This window comes from Streptomyces sp. NPDC002537, from assembly GCF_053594975.1.
Genome location: NZ_JBSFWT010000046.1, coordinates 45,245 through 61,232 on the forward strand (window position 1 = coordinate 45,245; position 15,988 = coordinate 61,232).

At 71.4% G+C, this 15,988-nt stretch carries 12 protein-coding genes; 9 read left to right on the plus strand and 3 right to left on the minus strand.

From position 1 onward, the window contains the following. Positions 1–8 precede the first annotated feature (8 nt). The 4 genes from ACWD4A_RS21110 (at position 9) to ACWD4A_RS21125 (ending at position 5,022) form a co-directional block, all read left to right on the plus strand. On the plus strand, positions 9–248 hold the full coding sequence (locus ACWD4A_RS21110; RefSeq protein WP_451195982.1) for a hypothetical protein: 240 nt from the start codon (positions 9–11) through the stop codon (positions 246–248). A 15-nt stretch (positions 249–263) separates the two neighbouring features. Then, positions 264–1,772 (plus strand): Asp-tRNA(Asn)/Glu-tRNA(Gln) amidotransferase subunit GatB, encoded by a 1,509-nt coding sequence (gene gatB, locus ACWD4A_RS21115; RefSeq protein WP_451195952.1) that lies wholly within the window; start codon positions 264–266, stop codon positions 1,770–1,772. Between the two features lie 244 nt (positions 1,773–2,016). Further along, entirely contained in the window at positions 2,017–2,607 is a 591-nt protein-coding gene (locus ACWD4A_RS21120; RefSeq protein WP_451195954.1) for an AMIN-like domain-containing (lipo)protein, read from the plus strand. 192 nt (positions 2,608–2,799) lie between these two features. Next, on the plus strand, positions 2,800–5,022 hold the full coding sequence (locus ACWD4A_RS21125; protein WP_451195956.1) for an MMPL family transporter: 2,223 nt from the start codon (positions 2,800–2,802) through the stop codon (positions 5,020–5,022). A gap of 161 nt (positions 5,023–5,183) precedes the next feature. Here ACWD4A_RS21125 and ACWD4A_RS21130 read toward each other — a convergent pair whose 3' ends face one another. The 3 genes from ACWD4A_RS21130 to ACWD4A_RS21140 all read right to left on the minus strand — a co-directional run bounded on the left by ACWD4A_RS21130 (position 5,184) and on the right by ACWD4A_RS21140 (position 7,660). Further along, positions 5,184–5,348 (minus strand): DUF6191 domain-containing protein, encoded by a 165-nt coding sequence (locus tag ACWD4A_RS21130; RefSeq protein WP_451195957.1) that lies wholly within the window; start codon positions 5,346–5,348, stop codon positions 5,184–5,186. Between the two features lie 72 nt (positions 5,349–5,420). Beyond that, complete coding sequence (locus ACWD4A_RS21135) at positions 5,421–6,608, minus strand: PQQ-dependent sugar dehydrogenase (protein ID WP_451195959.1); 1,188 nt, start codon at positions 6,606–6,608, stop codon at positions 5,421–5,423. 59 nt (positions 6,609–6,667) lie between these two features. Beyond that, the gene (locus ACWD4A_RS21140; protein WP_451195961.1) at positions 6,668–7,660 is read right to left on the minus strand and encodes an aldo/keto reductase; all 993 of its coding nucleotides are present in this window, start codon (positions 7,658–7,660) and stop codon (positions 6,668–6,670) included. A gap of 73 nt (positions 7,661–7,733) precedes the next feature. On the opposite strand from ACWD4A_RS21140, the gene ACWD4A_RS21145 reads away from it, so the two are divergent. The 5 genes from ACWD4A_RS21145 (at position 7,734) to ilvC (ending at position 15,788) form a co-directional block, all read left to right on the plus strand. After that, positions 7,734–8,696 carry a 2-hydroxyacid dehydrogenase gene (locus ACWD4A_RS21145; protein ID WP_451195963.1) on the plus strand — a complete coding sequence of 321 codons (963 nt, stop codon included), beginning with the start codon at positions 7,734–7,736 and terminating at the stop codon, positions 8,694–8,696. Between the two features lie 391 nt (positions 8,697–9,087). Beyond that, positions 9,088–11,997, plus strand: a complete 2,910-nt coding sequence (locus tag ACWD4A_RS21150) for a putative bifunctional diguanylate cyclase/phosphodiesterase (protein WP_451195964.1) — start codon at positions 9,088–9,090, stop codon at positions 11,995–11,997. A 247-nt stretch (positions 11,998–12,244) separates the two neighbouring features. Beyond that, positions 12,245–14,131, plus strand: coding sequence for an acetolactate synthase large subunit (locus ACWD4A_RS21155; RefSeq protein ID WP_451195965.1), 1,887 nt, complete (start codon positions 12,245–12,247; stop codon positions 14,129–14,131). 23 nt (positions 14,132–14,154) lie between these two features. After that, a complete protein-coding gene (ilvN, locus tag ACWD4A_RS21160; RefSeq protein WP_451195967.1) occupies positions 14,155–14,679 on the plus strand; it encodes an acetolactate synthase small subunit in 525 nt (174 codons plus the stop codon). Between the two features lie 107 nt (positions 14,680–14,786). After that, complete coding sequence (gene ilvC, locus ACWD4A_RS21165; protein WP_451195968.1) at positions 14,787–15,788, plus strand: ketol-acid reductoisomerase; 1,002 nt, start codon at positions 14,787–14,789, stop codon at positions 15,786–15,788. The last annotated feature ends 200 nt before the right edge of the window (positions 15,789–15,988 follow it).

The window sequence follows — 15,988 nt, forward strand, 5'->3', positions numbered from 1 at the left end:
GCAAGTCCGTGAGCAAGCTCGAGAAGGCCAAGGGCTTCAAGAAGTCCCGGCCCGGCACCTACCTGTCCATCGGCACCACCGCGTTCGGTGCGATCAGCGTCTACAAGCAGGCCAAGAAGGCCCGTGGTGAGCAGGACACGCTCCAGCTCATCGACGCCGTGGTCTCCGCGGCCGCCATCGTCACCGGTGTCGCTCTGCTCGTCCGGGAGCTGCGCCGGATGAACAGCGACGACGTCCTCGCGGACTGAGAGGTTTGATTTTCCGTGACCGTCACTGAACTGGTGTCGTACGAGGACGCGCTGGCGTCCTACGACCCCGTCATGGGCCTGGAGGTCCATGTCGAGCTCGGCACCAAGACCAAGATGTTCTGCGGCTGTTCCACCGAGCTGGGCGCCGAGCCCAACTCGCAGACCTGCCCCACCTGCCTCGGCCTGCCCGGCTCGCTGCCGGTCGTCAACGCCATCGGCGTCGAGTCCGCGGTGAAGATCGGTCTCGCGCTGCACTGCGAGATCGCCGAGTGGTGCCGCTTCGCCCGGAAGAACTACTTCTATCCGGACATGCCGAAGAACTTCCAGACCTCGCAGTACGACGAGCCGATCGCCTTCAACGGCTATCTGGACGTCCAGCTGGAGGACGGCGAGGTCTTCCGCGTGGAGATCGAGCGCGCCCACATGGAGGAGGACACCGGCAAGTCCACCCACGTGGGCGGTGCCACCGGCCGTATCCACGGTGCCTCGCACTCCCTGCTCGACTACAACCGCGCGGGCATCCCGCTCATCGAGATCGTCACCAAGCCGATCGAGGGCGCGGGCGAGCGGGCCCCCGAGGTCGCCAAGGCGTACGTCGCCGAGCTGCGCGAGCTCATCAAGGCGCTCGGCGTCTCCGAGGCCCGGATGGAAATGGGCCAGATGCGCTGCGACGTCAACCTGTCGCTGCGTCCCAACGGCACCGAGAAGTTCGGCACCCGCTCGGAGACGAAGAACGTCAACTCGCTGCGGAGCGTCGAGCGCGCCGCCCGCTTCGAGATCCAGCGGCACGCGGCGGTGCTGTCCTCCGGCGGCACGATCGTGCAGGAGACCCGGCACTTCCACGAGGAGGACGGGTCCACCACGGCGGGCCGCATCAAGGACAACGCCGAGGACTACCGCTACTTCCCCGAGCCGGACCTGGTGCCGGTCGCTCCCGCCCGGGAGTGGGTGGAGGAGCTCCGCAAGGGCCTGCCCGAGCTGCCGCGTGTGCGCCGCAACCGCCTCCGCGAGGACTGGGGCGTCTCCGAGCACGACATGCAGTCGATCCTCAACGCCAGTGCGGTCGACCTGATCGTCGCCACCATCGAGGCCGGGGCCGACTCGGCCGCCGCCCGTAAGTGGTGGATGGGCGAGCTGGCCCGCCGGGCCAACGAGGCCGGTACGGAGCTCACGGCGCTGGAGATCACCCCGGCGCAGGTCGCGCGCGTGTGCGCGCTGGTCGCCGAGGGTTCCCTCAACGACAAGCTGGCCCGCCAGGTCATCGAGGGCGTGCTCGCGGGCGAGGGCGACCCGGACGCCGTCGTCGCGCGGCGCGGTCTCGCGGTCGTCTCCGACGACAGTGCCCTGGGCACCGCCGTCGACGAGGCCATCGCGGCCAACGCGGCGATCGCGGACAAGATCCGCGCGGGCAAGGTCGCGGCGGCGGGCGCGCTCGTCGGCGCGGTCATGAAGGCCACCCGCGGCCAGGCGGACGCGGCGCGCGTCCGTGAGCTGATCCTTGAGCGGCTTGCCGCGAAAGAATAATCAGCACAGCCTTGAGCGGCTCGGCGTCGAGGGCTGATCCTCGGTTCGAGCAGTCGATGGCCGTCCCTCCTCGCGAGGGGCGGCCATTGTCGTATAGCCGAGTAACCGAATAACCGAATTCGGCCGTACTTGACGTCAGTTGGCGTGAATTATTCGATACGTCCGCCAAGCGTGGAAACGGTCCGGCATGATCGCGGGGTGCGGGCCCAGGGTGTGTCCGCTCTTCCTGTGCTGGGGGTTAGTGATGCGACGGTTGAGCAGGGCGCTGACGGCGCTCGTGCTGGCGGGTGCCGGACTGACGGTGGCGACGGTTTCGGCCACCGCGGCCGACGGGGCGACGGGGAGCACCTCGCCCGCCGTGCAGTGCGAGGGCGGCTGGGGAAGCCTCGCCAAGGTCAGCACGGACAGCGCCTACAAGTCGCTGAGGGACATCAGAACCGGGCGGCACGACTGCTTCGACCGGATGGTCTTCGAGGTCAAGGGGGCCGGCGAGCGCCCGATCGGCTACCGCGTGGCCTATGTCGACAAGCTCCACCAGGACGGCTCCGGCGACGAGATCCCGGTCGCGGGCGGGGCGGTGCTGGAGGTCCGGGTGGCCGCGCCCAGCTACGAGCCGACCACGGGCCTGCGCACCTACCCCGGCCGGGTCGGCGAGCCGCTGCGCGGGGTGGACGTCTCGGGCTACCAGACCTTCCGGGACACCCGCTACGCGAGCAGCTTCGAGGGCGACACCCAGATCGGTCTGGGCGTCCGGGCCCGGCTGCCGTTCCGTGTCTTCCAGTGGGGCAACCACCTCGTCGTCGACGTGGCCCACACCTGGGATTCCTTCCGCTGACGGCACGATCCCGGCCGCATTGTGGGCTAAGCCACAAAGCGGACAAAGGATCTTTTTCGCCTGTCACAGTGGTGCGGCAGAGGCCTCTCCCACGCGGTGAGCGTCCGGCGGGTCCTCTGTCCAGTACCCCCAGCGGTCGGAACCACGGGTCATTTCCCGGCGAGGTCGACGCGATATCCGGGAAGACAGGTCATGACCTCACTTGCCCGGTGGTGCCTGCGCCGCCGCTTCGCCGTCATCGTGCTGTGGCTCGTCGTCCTGCTGGGCACGGGCGCCGCCGCGGCCCTCTCCGGCAGCGCCTACTCCAACGACTACGGCGTGCCCGGCACCGAGTCCGCCCGCGCCGCCGCCCTCCTGGAGAAGGCGTTCCCCGGCCAGGCCGGGGACGACACGATCGTCTGGCACACCGACTCCGGCACCGTCCGCGCCCCCGCCGTCGAACAGCGCATGAGCGCCGTGCTCGACGAGATCGCCGGGCTGCCGGGCGTCGCCGGGGTCTCCGGCCCGTACGGCGGCGACGGCGCCGGCCGCGTCAGCCAGGACGGGCACACCGCCTACGCCTCGCTGACCTTCGACAGCCGGGCGGGCGACCCCGACAAGGCACAGGTCGAGAAGGTCGTCGAGACCGCGCGGGCCGCCGCGACCGACCACCTCCAGGTCGCGCTCGGCGGCACCTCCATCGGCTCCACCGAGGGGTCCGGCGGCCACCTCAGCGAGATCGTCGGCGTGCTCGTCGCGGCGGTCGTGCTGTTCGTCGTCTTCGGCTCGCTCGCCGCCAGCCTGCTGCCCATCGCCACCGCCCTCGTCAGTGTCGGCACCGCCGCCATGGGCACCGTCCTGCTCGGCCACCTGATGACCGTCGCCGACTTCGCCCCCATGCTGGGCACCCTCATCGGGCTCGGCGTGGGCATCGACTACGCCCTCTTCATCGTCACCCGGCACCGCAAGGGCCTCCGCGCGGGCCTGTCCGTGCAGGAGGCGGCCGAACGGGCCGTCGTCACCACCGGGCGCGCCGTCGTCTTCGCCGGGGGCACCGTCTGCGTCGCCCTGCTCGGCATGCTGATCCTGCGGCTGAACTTCCTCAACGGCGTCGCCATCGCCGCCTCGCTCACGGTCGTCCTCACCGTCGTGGCCTCCGTGACCCTGCTGCCCGCGCTGCTCGGGCTGATCGGCCACCGGGCGCTGAGCCGCCGCGAACGCCGCAGGCTCGCCGAACGCGGACCGCTGCCGGAGGCCCTCACCGGCATCGCCGCCCGCTGGTCGGCCTTCGTCGAACGCCACCCCAGACTGCTGGGCGGCCTCGCGGCGGCGGTGATGCTGATTCTCGCCCTGCCGGTGTTCTCCCTGCACCTGGGCACCTCCGACCAGGGCAACAACCCGGCGACGGCCACCACCCGGCAGGCGTACGACATGCTCGGCAAGGGCTTCGGCCCCGGCGTCAACGGCCCGCTGACGCTCGTGGCGCCCCTCGACAGCGCCGCCGACCGGCTCGCCTTCAACCGCCTCCCCGACACCCTCCGCCACACCGAGGGCATAGCCTCCGTCACCCCCTCGACCCTCAGCCACAGCGGCGACACCGGCGTGATCACCGTCGTGCCCACCACCGCACCGCAGTCCCGGGCCACCAGCGACCTCGTCGAGCGGCTGCGCTCCACGGTCCTGCCGGAGGCCATGGCGGGCACCGGCGCCGAGGTCCGGGTCGGCGGGGTGACCGCCGGCTACGACGACTTCGCCGCGGTCGTCCTCGGCAAGCTGCCGCTCTTCGTCGGCGTCGTCGTGGGCCTCGGCTGCCTGCTGCTCCTGCTGGCCTTCCGCAGCATCGGCATCCCCCTCAAGGCCGCCCTGATGAACATCGCCGCGGTCGCCTCCTCCTTCGGCCTCGTCGTCGCGATCTTCCAGTGGGGCTGGGGCAGCGAACTCCTCGGGCTGGGCGCCGCGGGCCCCATCGAGCCCTTCCTGCCGGTCGTCATGGTCTCGGTGCTCTTCGGCCTCTCCATGGACTACCAGGTCTTCCTGGTCAGCAGGATGTACGAGGAGTGGCTGGCCACCCGCGACAACTGCCGGGCGGTACGGGTCGGTCTCGCCGAGACCAGCCGCGTCATCAACTCCGCCGCGGTCATCATGATCGCGGTCTTCCTGGCCTTCGTGCTGAGCGGCGACCGGATCATCGCGATGTTCGGCATCGGCCTGGCGTCGGCGGTCGCCCTGGACGCGTTCGTCCTGCGGACGCTGCTGGTGCCGGCGCTGATGCATCTGCTGGGGGGCGCTAATTGGTGGCTGCCGGGGTGGCTGGACCGGGTCCTGCCGCGCGTGAGCATCGAGGCGCCGGAGGCGCCTTCGGCGCCGGTCCCGATCCCCGCACCCCGCCCGGTGGAAGCACCGGTTCTCGTTCCCCTGTCCCGCCCCTTCCCGTAACCGGGGCTCCGCCCCGGACCCCGGTCCTCGAACGCCGGACGGGCTGAATGCGCGGGCCGCAGGCCAAAGAGCCACGGTCCGCGAAATTCAGCCCGTCCGGCGTTCGAGGACAACGCGGCGAAGCCGTGTTGCGGGGTCTGGGGCAGAGCCCCGGTCACGGGTCAGCCCTGACGAGGGCGGATGACGACGTGGCCCGAGTCGAGGTCTATCGGGCCGCTGCCCGGGTCGGCGTCGCCCGTGTCGTCGCGGACCAGTTCGAGGCGGTTGCGCTCCTCCTCGGTGTGCTTCCGGCCGGGCGCGAACAGTTCCTCGAACACGTTGAACATCTCAACTCCCGTCGCAGACCTGGACCGTCCAGTGTCGCAGACGTGTGTACGAATCCCCGGACGTGGGAGAGATCACGTCACTTCCACCCGCAGGATGCGGTCGTCGTCGGCTCCCGGCCGGCCACGGCCGTCCGTGTTGCTCGTGGTCAGCCACAGACCGCCGTCGTCCGTCGCGACGACCGTGCGGAGGCGGCCGTACTCGCCCTTCAGGAAGGACCGCGGCCCGGCCACCGGAACGGCACCCCGCAGGGGGACGCGCCAGAGGCGCTCCCCCCGGAGCGCGGCCATCCACAGCGAACCCTTCGCGTACGCGAGCCCGCTCGGCGAGGCGTCCGCCGGCCTCCACTGCTCGACGGGGTCGCGGTAGCCGGGCCGCCCGGCCTTCCCCTCGACCACCGGCCAGCCGTAATTGCCGCCCGGCTCGACGAGATTGAGCTCGTCCCACGTGTCCTGGCCGAACTCCGACGCCCACAGCCGCCTGTCCGCGTCCCACGCGAGCCCCTGCACATTGCGGTGCCCGGAGGAGTAGATCACCGAGTCGGCCCGCGGGTTGCGGGGCGCGGGGCGGCCGTCCGGGGTCATCCGGAGGATCTTGCCGCCGAAGGACTTGGGATCCTGGGCGAGACCGCGGTCGCCGCCCTCGCCCGTGCCCGCGTAGAGCATCCCGTCCGGGCCGAACGCGATCCGCCCGCCGTTGTGGATCTGCCCCTTGGGGATGCCCTGGAACACCGTGTCGGGCTGCCCCAGCCGCTGCCCGTCGGGCTTCGCCTCGTCGTAGCGCAGCCGCGCGATCCGGTTGTCCGAGGCGGTGGTGAAGTAGGCGTACAGCAGGTGGTCGGTCGCGTAGCCGGGGGAGAGCGCCAGGCCCAGCAGCCCGCCCTCGCCCGCCGCCGCGACCCCCGGCACCGAGCCCACCTCGCTCTGCGCGCCGTCCTTCGCGGCCACCCGGATGATCTTCCCGGTGTCACGGGAGCCCACCAGCAGATCGCCGCCGGGCAGCGGCGCGAGCCCCCAGGGCGAGGTCAGCTTGGCGGTGAGCGTACGGACGACCTTCGCCGACCCTTCGGCGGGCGCCGCGGAGGGGGCCGGGCCGCCCGAAGGCCCGCCCGCGCCCGGGGACCCGGCGCCCGACGCCCACGACGACGGCGCCGCCCGGCCCGGCAGCGACCCGCCGTCCGAACAGCCCGCGAGCAGCAGCGCGGAACCGGTCAGCGCGGCCGTGACGGCGGCGAGGCGGGCGCGCGTCGCGCGTCGTCGCATGGTTCGTTCCTCTCACCGGGGGTGGTGCGGCACGAGTTCCTTATACACGTCGCGGGGGCTCACTCCCACGACCCCATGGCCTTGGGCAACGCCGCTATCTCCGCGAAGTCCTCCGGGGTGAGGCGCAGTTGGGCCGCCACCGCGTTCTGCGCCGCCCAGGCGGCCTTCTTCGTGCCCGGCACCGGCACCACGTGCCGCCCCTGCGCCAGCACCCAGGCCAGGGCCACCTGCGCGGCCGTGGCGCCGTGCCGCCCGGCCACCCGCCGCAGCCCGGCCACGATCGGCTGGTTGGCGGCCATCATCTCCGCGGTGAACCGGGGGTGCCGCGCCCGGACGTCCTCCGGCTCGAAGCCCTGGCCCGGGGTGAGCGTGCCGCTGAGGAAACCGTTCCCCAGAGGCATCGCCGCCAGCATCCCCACGCCCCGCGACGCGCACCACGGAACCAGCTTCTCCAGCGCCTCCCGCGACCAGACCGACAACTCCGCCTGCACACAGCTCACCGGGAAGACCTGCTGTATCCGCTCCAGCTGCCGGATCGTCGCGTCGTACATCCCGGCGCGCGACCTGCGCTGCGCCCGCGCGCCGATCGCGCACCACCCCAGGGCCCGGACTTTGCCCGCGGAGACCAGTTCCGCCATCGCCCCCCAGGTCTCCTCGACCGGTATCTCCGGGTCCGGCCGGTGCAGCTGGTAGACGTCGATCACATCGGTCTGCAGCCGCCGCAGCGAGGCGTCGCAGGCCCGCTTCACATAGCCGGGCCGACCGTTGGCGACGATGTGCTGATCGCCCACCAGCAGCCCGCACTTGGTCGACACAAAGGCTTCCTTGCGCCGCTCCCGCAACACCCGCCCCACGAGCAGCTCATTGGTGAACGGCCCGTACATGTCCGCCGTGTCCAGCAGGGTCGTTCCCGCGTCGAGCGCCGCGTGCACCGTGCGCAGCGCGCCCTCGCCGCTCCGCTGAGAGGCGGTGTACGCCCAGTGCATCGGCATGCACCCGAGGCCGATCGCGCCCACTTCGAGCGCCGCCGCACCGATTGTCCTGCGCTCCACCGGCCAGTTCCCTCCCGTTCCTCGCCCCCAAACTAACCTCTGCCGGCCCGGCCGCTTCGCATAGCCTCCAGGCATGAGCGCAGATGACAGCGGTTCCGCCCGCCCCCTGGCCTGGCTGCCGATCCGGCCCGAGAAGATCGACGGCCTCCCCGGCGCCCTGGACTACGCCTACTGGAACGGCGAACCCGACTACCCCACCGACCCCGCCCGCTGCGCCTTCTACGTCCCGCCCTACGTGACGAGCGGCGACGTCTGCGTACGCCCGCTGCCCGCGATGCGCGGCCTGAAGGTCGTGCAGACCCTCACCGCGGGCGTCGACCACATGCTGCCCGCCGTGCCGCTGATGCCCCGCGGCACCCTGCTGTGCAACGCCCGCGGGCTGCACGACACCAGCACCGCCGAGCTGGCGCTCGCGCTCACCCTCGCCGCGCTGCGCGACATCCCCGGCTTCGTGCGCGCGCAGGACGCGGGGGAGTGGACGCAGGGGTACCGGCCCGCGCTCGCGGACAGGTCGGTGCTGATCGTCGGCTACGGTTCCATCGGCTCCGCCATCGAGGACCGGCTCGTGCCCTTTGAATGCGCGCGGGTCGCACGCGTCGCACGCTCCCCGCGGGAAACCGTACGCGGTCCCGTGCATCCCGTCGCCGCGCTCCCGGATCTTCTCCCCGACGCCGACGTCGTGATCCTGGCGACGCCGCTCACGGAGGACACCCGCGGACTGGTGGGCGCCGAGTTCCTGGCGCGGATGCAGGACGGCGCCCTGCTGGTCAACATCGCGCGCGGCGCCGTGGTCGACACCGAGGCGCTCCTCGCCGAGCTGGAGAGCGGCAGGCTACGGGCCGCGCTCGACGTCACCGACCCCGAACCGCTGCCCCCGGGCCACCCCTTGTGGACCGCTCCCGGCACCCTGATCACCCCTCATGTGGGCGGGCCCTCCTCGGCCTTCCTGCCCCGGGCCGAGCGGCTGCTGCGCGATCAACTGGCCAGATTCGCCCTGGACGCACCCCTGCAAAATGTCGTAGTCACCGCCCCCTAGCTACCACGTAGAGGTACCGTTCGACTGCACTCAGTGTTCATAATCCCGTTGCTGATTACGCTATGTATATGAGCTATGTCCCTGAGTGACGAGTCTGGTGTATCGTCCGGACCGGGGGCTGCGCCGGGCACCGTACGGCGCAGCGAAGTACCGGCACACGAGGGGGGCGACGGGCGATGCGCGGCCACTGGACGATCAACCCGACGCGGCTCATGCACCGACCACGGCACGGTTGTACTGCGGCTCCGCCACCGCGGCCCGCAGGGCATCCCCGGCAGCTCCGCCCCCGGCCCCCGGCGCTCCGCCGGCCCGGCCCGGCCCGCCTCCCGCACCGCTCCGCCCTCCGGTCCCACTTCGCCTGGCTCAGGGTCTCGCGCGGGACGGCGGCGCGGTGAGCGCCCCCGGAGCGGCACTGCCCCGGCGTTCGGCCGGGGGGTCCGGGCCGGCGTCCCAGCTCCTCCTCGCGCTCGTCTGCGGCGGCTACGCCACGGGCGCGGCCTTCGGCTGGGGATCGAGCGAGCTGGCCTCCGCCATGGGCGACTTCGGGCTCGGCGGGGCCGCGGCCCTCGCCGCCGTGTCCTGCTTCTGGTACGGCAGGACGCACAAGACCCGCTTCCGGCTCGCCTGGCTGCTGTTCGCGGCCTCCTCCGCCATGGCGGGCCTGGGCAACATCGTCTGGGGGTGGTACGAGGTCGTCCTCGACGTGCGCGTGCCCACCCCGTCCGCGGCCGACTTCTGCTTCCTGCTCTTCGCGCCGCCCGCCATCATCGGCCTGCTGGTCCTCGCCAGGCGCCCGGTCACCCGCGCCGGCTGGGTCTGCCTCGCGCTCGACGCCTGGCTGACGGGCGGTTCCCTGCTCACCCTGTCCTGGAGCCTGGCCCTCGCGCACACCGCGCACTTCCAGGGCGAGACCGTCGCCCACGCGGCGCTCTCGCTGGCCTATCCGCTGCTGGACATCGCCCTGGTGTCGATGGTCCTCGCGTTGCACTTCCGGCGCTCCACCGCCAACCGCTCCGCGATCAACACCGCCATCGCGGCCCTCGCCCTGACCGTCCTGTGCGACGCCCTGTTCACCTCGCCACTGCTGCGCTCGCACTACCGCTCCGGCCAGATCCTCGACGCGGGCTGGTTCGCGGGCTATCTGCTGATGGCGTACGCGCCCTGGGTGGCCCGCGAGGAGGACGACGACTCCGCGGCGAGCGGCTCCCGCACCGTCCACCACCCGCACCACCCCAGCCGGCCCATCGCCGGTTCGCTCGCCGCCCTCACCCCGTATCTGGCCGCCGCCGTCTGCACGTTGGGCATCCTCTACAACGTGCTCGACGGCCACCGCGTCGACCGGGTCGTGCTCTTCACCGGCTGCGCGGTCGTCCTGGCGCTCGTCATCCGCCAGGGCATCATGCTGCTCGACAACATCTCGCTCACCCAGGAACTCGCCCAGAAGGAGAACCACTTCAGGTCCCTCGTCCAGGGTTCCAGCGACGTCATCATGATCGCCGCGCCCACCGGGATACTGCGCTACGTCAGCCCCGCCGCCGCGGGTGTCTACGGCCGTGAGGCGGAGGAGCTCGTCGGCTCCGAACTGGCCTCGCTGATCCACCCGGAGGACCTGGGGAGAGTCGTCCACGAAGTGCGCCGCTTCCTCGCGGCGCCCCCCGCCGAGGAGCCCACCACCCGGATCGAATGCCGCTTCCGCTCCGGCTCCGGCGAGTGGCTCAACGTGGAGTCCACCGTCAACCGCCACCACGGCGGCCTCATCTTCAACAGCCGGGACGTCACCGAGCGGGTCCGGCTCCAGGCCCAGCTCCAGCACACCGCCGAGCACGACCCGCTCACCGACCTGCCCAACCGCGCCCTGTTCACCAAGAAGGTCCAGCAGGCCCTCACCGGCCGCAGAGCGACCGACGCGGGGACCGCCGTGCTCTTCATCGACCTCGACGGCTTCAAGGCGGTGAACGACACCGTCGGCCATCAAGCGGGCGACGAGCTGCTGGTCCAGGCGGCCCGTCGCCTCCAGGACTCGGTGCGGGCGGGCGACAGCACCGCCCGCTTCGGAGGAGACGAGTTCGCCGCGCTCATCATCGGCGACGGCACCCGCGACCCCGCGGCCCGGGAGTACCGCATCCACGAGATCGCCGACCGGCTCCGGCTCACCCTCTCCCAGCCGTACAAGGTGGAAGGAGGCACCGAGGTCCGGGTGGCCGCCAGCATCGGCGTGGCCTTCGCCGAGCCCGGCGTCACCCCCGGTGTGCTGATGCGCAACGCCGACCTCGCGATGTACCGCGCGAAGCAGGCGGGCAAGGGCCGCGTCGAGCTCTACGCGCCCCAGATGCAGGCCGACGTGGTGCGCCGCGCCGAGCTGGCCACCCGGCTGCGCACCGCGCTGCACGACGGCGAGTTCGCGCTGCTGCACCAGCCCGTCGTGGAGCTGGCGACCGGGCGGGTCACCGCCGTGGCCGCGCAGGCCCGTTGGCGGTCCGCGCAGGGGATACTGTTCACCCCCGCCGAGTATCTGCGCGTCGCCGAGAGCGAGCGCGGGGACGAGGCCGCGCGCTCCGCGGAGCTCGGCCGCTGGACGCTGGAGAAGGCCGTCGAGCAGGCCGCCCAGCGCTGCCGCGCGGGCCATGCCGCGCCGGTGTACGTCCAGTTGTCCGCCACCCGCCTGATGGACAAGTCGCTGCCGCCCAAGTACCTCGAAGGGCTGCTGATCCACCACGGCCTGCCGTCCGGCGCGCTCGTCCTGGAGCTGTCCGGCAGCGATCCCCGCGTCCCGCTGGACGGGCTGGAGCGGCGGCTCTCCGCCCTGCGCCGGCTCGGCGTGCGGATCGCCCTGGACGGCTTCGGCAGCGGCTACGCCGCGATCAGCGCCCTGCGCAGACTCCCCATCGACACGCTCAAGCTCGACCGCGGGCTGGTCGACGGCGTGGTGGAGTCCGCCCGGCTGCACAAGATCACCGCCGGGCTGCTGAGGATCGCCACCGACCTCGGGATGCAGTCCGTGGCCGAGGGCGTCGACGGACCCGAGCAGGCCCTCGCCCTGCGCGCCATGGGCTGCACCCACGGCCTGGGCAAGGCCTTCGCGGGCCCCCTCGACGAACACCGGCTGCGCTACGCTCTGGATCTCGGCGCCTACCCCGTGCCACGCCCGCCCGGCGACGGCGGAGGCGTGCTCGTCGGCGGTGCCCCGCCGGCCCCGGCGATCATGCCGTCGGGCATCCGGTCCGGCGCGGCGGGCGGCGCGGGCTCCCTCGCACATGCTCCATTGCGCTCAAATAATGAGACGCCCGTCCCACCCGCTTGACACTCCCCGGGTGGCGGGTGGAGGGTCGGTCCCATGCGCACCCGAATTCTCGTACTTGGAAAGCGCGTCGGCTGAAGCAGGCCACTCATGAAGTCCTGCTGACCACTCCGGCGCGCTCCCCTCGCTTGCCTCACGGCACGAGGGGTTTTTTATTGCACCGGATCGCCGCAGACCCACCCAAACCCTCCCATCCGCCGAAGCTGTCGAAACCGTCGAATCCTTACCGTCGAACTCCTTCGAGAAGAGAATGTCGATGACCGAGCAGGCCACCGGGGCCCATCATCCGCAGCCGCGGGCCCGTAGCGGCGCGCAGCAGCAGCCCGCCACCGTCGAGCACGTCACGGGCGCGCAGTCCCTCATCCGCTCGCTGGAGGAGGTAGGGGCAGAGATCGTGTTCGGCATTCCCGGCGGTGCGATCCTCCCGGCGTACGACCCGATGATGGACTCCTCGAAGGTCCGCCATGTGCTCGTCCGGCACGAGCAGGGCGCCGGTCACGCGGCCACCGGGTACGCGCAGGCCACGGGGAAGGTCGGGGTGTGCATGGCGACCTCGGGCCCGGGGGCCACCAATCTCGTCACCCCCATCGCCGACGCCCACATGGACTCCGTGCCGCTGGTGGCCATCACCGGTCAGGTGGCTTCCAAGTCCATCGGCACGGACGCCTTCCAGGAGGCGGACATCTGCGGCATCACCATGCCGATCACCAAGCACAACTGGCTGGTCACCGACCCGGCGGAGATCCCGCGGACCATCGCCGAGGCCTTCCACGTCGCCTCCACGGGACGGCCCGGCCCGGTCCTCGTCGACATCGCCAAGGACGCCCTTCAGGCGAAGACCACCTTCAGCTGGCCCCCGCACACCGACCTGCCCGGCTACCGCCCGGTGACCAAGCCGCACGCCAAGCAGATCCGCGAGGCCGCCAAGCTGATCACCCAGGCCAGACGGCCGGTGCTGTACGTCGGCGGCGGGGTGCTGAAGTCCGGTGCCACCGCCGAGCTCAAGGTGCTCGCCGAGCTCACCGGCGCCCCCGTCACCACCACCCTGATGGCGCTGGGCTCCTTCCCCGACAGCCACCCGCTGCACGTCGGCATGCCCGGCATGCACGGCGCGGTCGCCGCCGTCACCGCCCTGCAGAAGTCCGACCTGATCGTGGCCCTCGGCGCCCGCTTCGACGACCGCGTCACCGGCAAGCTCGACTCCTTCGCCCCGTACGCCAAGATCGTGCACGCCGACATCGACCCCGCCGAGATCGGCAAGAACCGCGCCGCCGACGTGCCGATCGTCGGCGACGCCCGCGAGGTCATCGCCGACCTGGTCGTCGCCCTCCAGGCCGAGCACGCCGAGGGCCACGTCGGCGACTACACCGCCTGGTGGGCCGACCTCAACCGCTGGCGCGACACCTACCCGCTCGGCTACGACCAGCCCGAGGACGGCAGCCTCTCCCCGCAGCAGGTCATCCAGCGCATCGGCCAACTCGCCCCGGCGGACACCATCTACGCGGCGGGCGTCGGCCAGCACCAGATGTGGGCCTCGCACTTCATCGACTACGAACAGCCCCGCACCTGGCTCAACTCCGGGGGCGCGGGCACCATGGGCTACGCCGTGCCCGCCGCGATGGGCGCCAAGGCGGGGGAGCCCGACCGTACGGTGTGGGCCATCGACGGCGACGGCTGCTTCCAGATGACCAATCAGGAACTGGTCACCTGCGCGCTGAACAACATCCCCATCAAGGTCGCCGTCATCAACAACGGTGCCCTGGGCATGGTCCGCCAGTGGCAGACCCTCTTCTACAACCAGCGCTACTCCAACACCGTCCTGCACACCGGCCCCGCGGTGTCCGGCGGCGGCTCCGCCACGGGCCCCGGCAAGGAGGCCTGCCAGGGCACCCGCGTCCCGGACTTCGTGAAGCTCGCCGACGCCATGGGCTGCGTGGGGCTGCGCTGCGAGGACCCGGCCCAGCTCGACGCCGTCATCGAGCAGGCCAACGCCATCAACGACCGCCCGGTCGTGGTGGACTTCATCGTCCACCAGGACGCCATGGTCTGGCCCATGGTCGCCGCAGGCACCTCCAACGACGAGATCCTGGCGGCGCGCGGCGTCCGCCCGGACTTCGGCGACAACGAAGACGACTGAGGCCAGGAGAGGGAACGACCACCATGACCAAGCACACGCTCTCCGTGCTCGTGGAGAACACCCCCGGCATCCTCACCCGGATCGCCGCCCTGTTCGCCCGCCGGGGCTTCAACATCGACTCCCTGGCCGTCGGCGTCACCGAACACCCCGACATCTCCCGCATCACCATCGTCGTCAACGTCGAGTCGCTGCCGCTGGAGCAGGTCACCAAGCAGCTCAACAAGCTCGTCAACGTACTGAAGATCGTGGAGCTGGAGGACGCCACCGCGATCCAGCGGGAGCTGGTCCTGGTGAAGGTCCGCGCCGACAACGAGACCCGCTCCCAGATCGTGGAGATCGTCCAGCTCTTCCGCGCCAAGACCGTCGACGTCTCCCCGGAGGCCGTCACCATCGAGGCCACCGGCGGCTCCGACAAGCTGGGCGCGATGCTCAAGATGCTGGAGCCGTTCGGCATCAAGGAACTGGTGCAGTCCGGGACGATCGCCATAGGGCGCGGCGCCCGTTCCATCACCGACCGCAGCCTGCGCGCGCTCGACCGCACGGCCTGACGGCCCTTCGTCACGCCAGGACCCGAAGACCCCTTTCTTTTGTCCCCGCCCACCCGTCATACGGTGGGACGCACAACCGGAACCCCGGAAAACAAGGAGATACCTCAGTGGCAGCCGAGCTGTTCTACGACAACGACGCCGACCTCTCCATCATCCAGCGCCGCAAGGTCGCGGTCCTGGGCTACGGCAGCCAGGGCCACGCCCACGCGCTGTCGCTGCGCGACTCCGGCGTCGACGTCCGCGTGGGCCTGCACGAGGGCTCCAAGTCCAAGCAGAAGGCGGAGGAGCAGGGCCTCCGCGTGGTCACGCCCGCCGAGGCCGCCGCCGAGGCCGACGTCATCATGATCCTGGTGCCGGACCCGATCCAGGCGAAGGTCTACGAGGAGTCCGTCAAGGAGCACCTCAAGGACGGCGACGCGCTGTTCTTCGGCCACGGCTTCAACATCCGCTTCGGCTTCATCAAGCCCCCGGCCGGCGTGGACGTCTGCATGGTCGCGCCCAAGGGTCCGGGCCACCTGGTCCGCCGTCAGTACGAGGAGGGCCGCGGCGTGCCGTGCATCGCGGCCGTCGAGCAGGACGCCACGGGCGGCGCGTTCGCGCTGGCGCTCTCGTACGCCAAGGCGATCGGCGGCACCCGCGCCGGCGTCATCAAGACCACCTTCACCGAGGAGACCGAGACCGACCTGTTCGGCGAGCAGGCCGTGCTGTGCGGCGGTGCCTCCGCGCTGGTCAAGGCGGGCTTCGAGACGCTGGTCGAGGCCGGATACCAGCCGGAGATCGCGTACTTCGAGTGCCTCCACGAGCTCAAGCTGATCGTGGACCTGATGTACGAGGGCGGCCTGGAGAAGATGCGCTGGTCGGTCTCCGAGACCGCCGAGTGGGGCGACTACGTCACCGGCCCGCGGATCGTCACCGACGCCACCAAGGCGGAGATGAAGAAGGTCCTGGGCGAGATCCAGGACGGCACCTTCGCCAACAACTGGATGAAGGAGTACCAGGCGGGTCTTCCCAAGTACAACGAGTACAAGAAGGCCGACCAGGATCACCTGCTGGAGACCACGGGCAAGAAGCTCCGCGGTCTCATGAGCTGGGTGGACGACAGCAAGTAGCCTCTGCCCGCAGGGAACCCGGGGGGGTGCCCCCCCGGGACCTCCCCGCAACCGGGGGAGACCCCCGGACCCCCGACCGCGCTCCGCGCGGTGTCCTCAATCGCCGCTTCGGTGGTGCCGTTGCGTTCCCGGCTGCGGGCCAGTGCCCTGGCCAGCCGGGGCTGGAGCACGACGAGGACCAGGGCGATGCCGATGAGCGC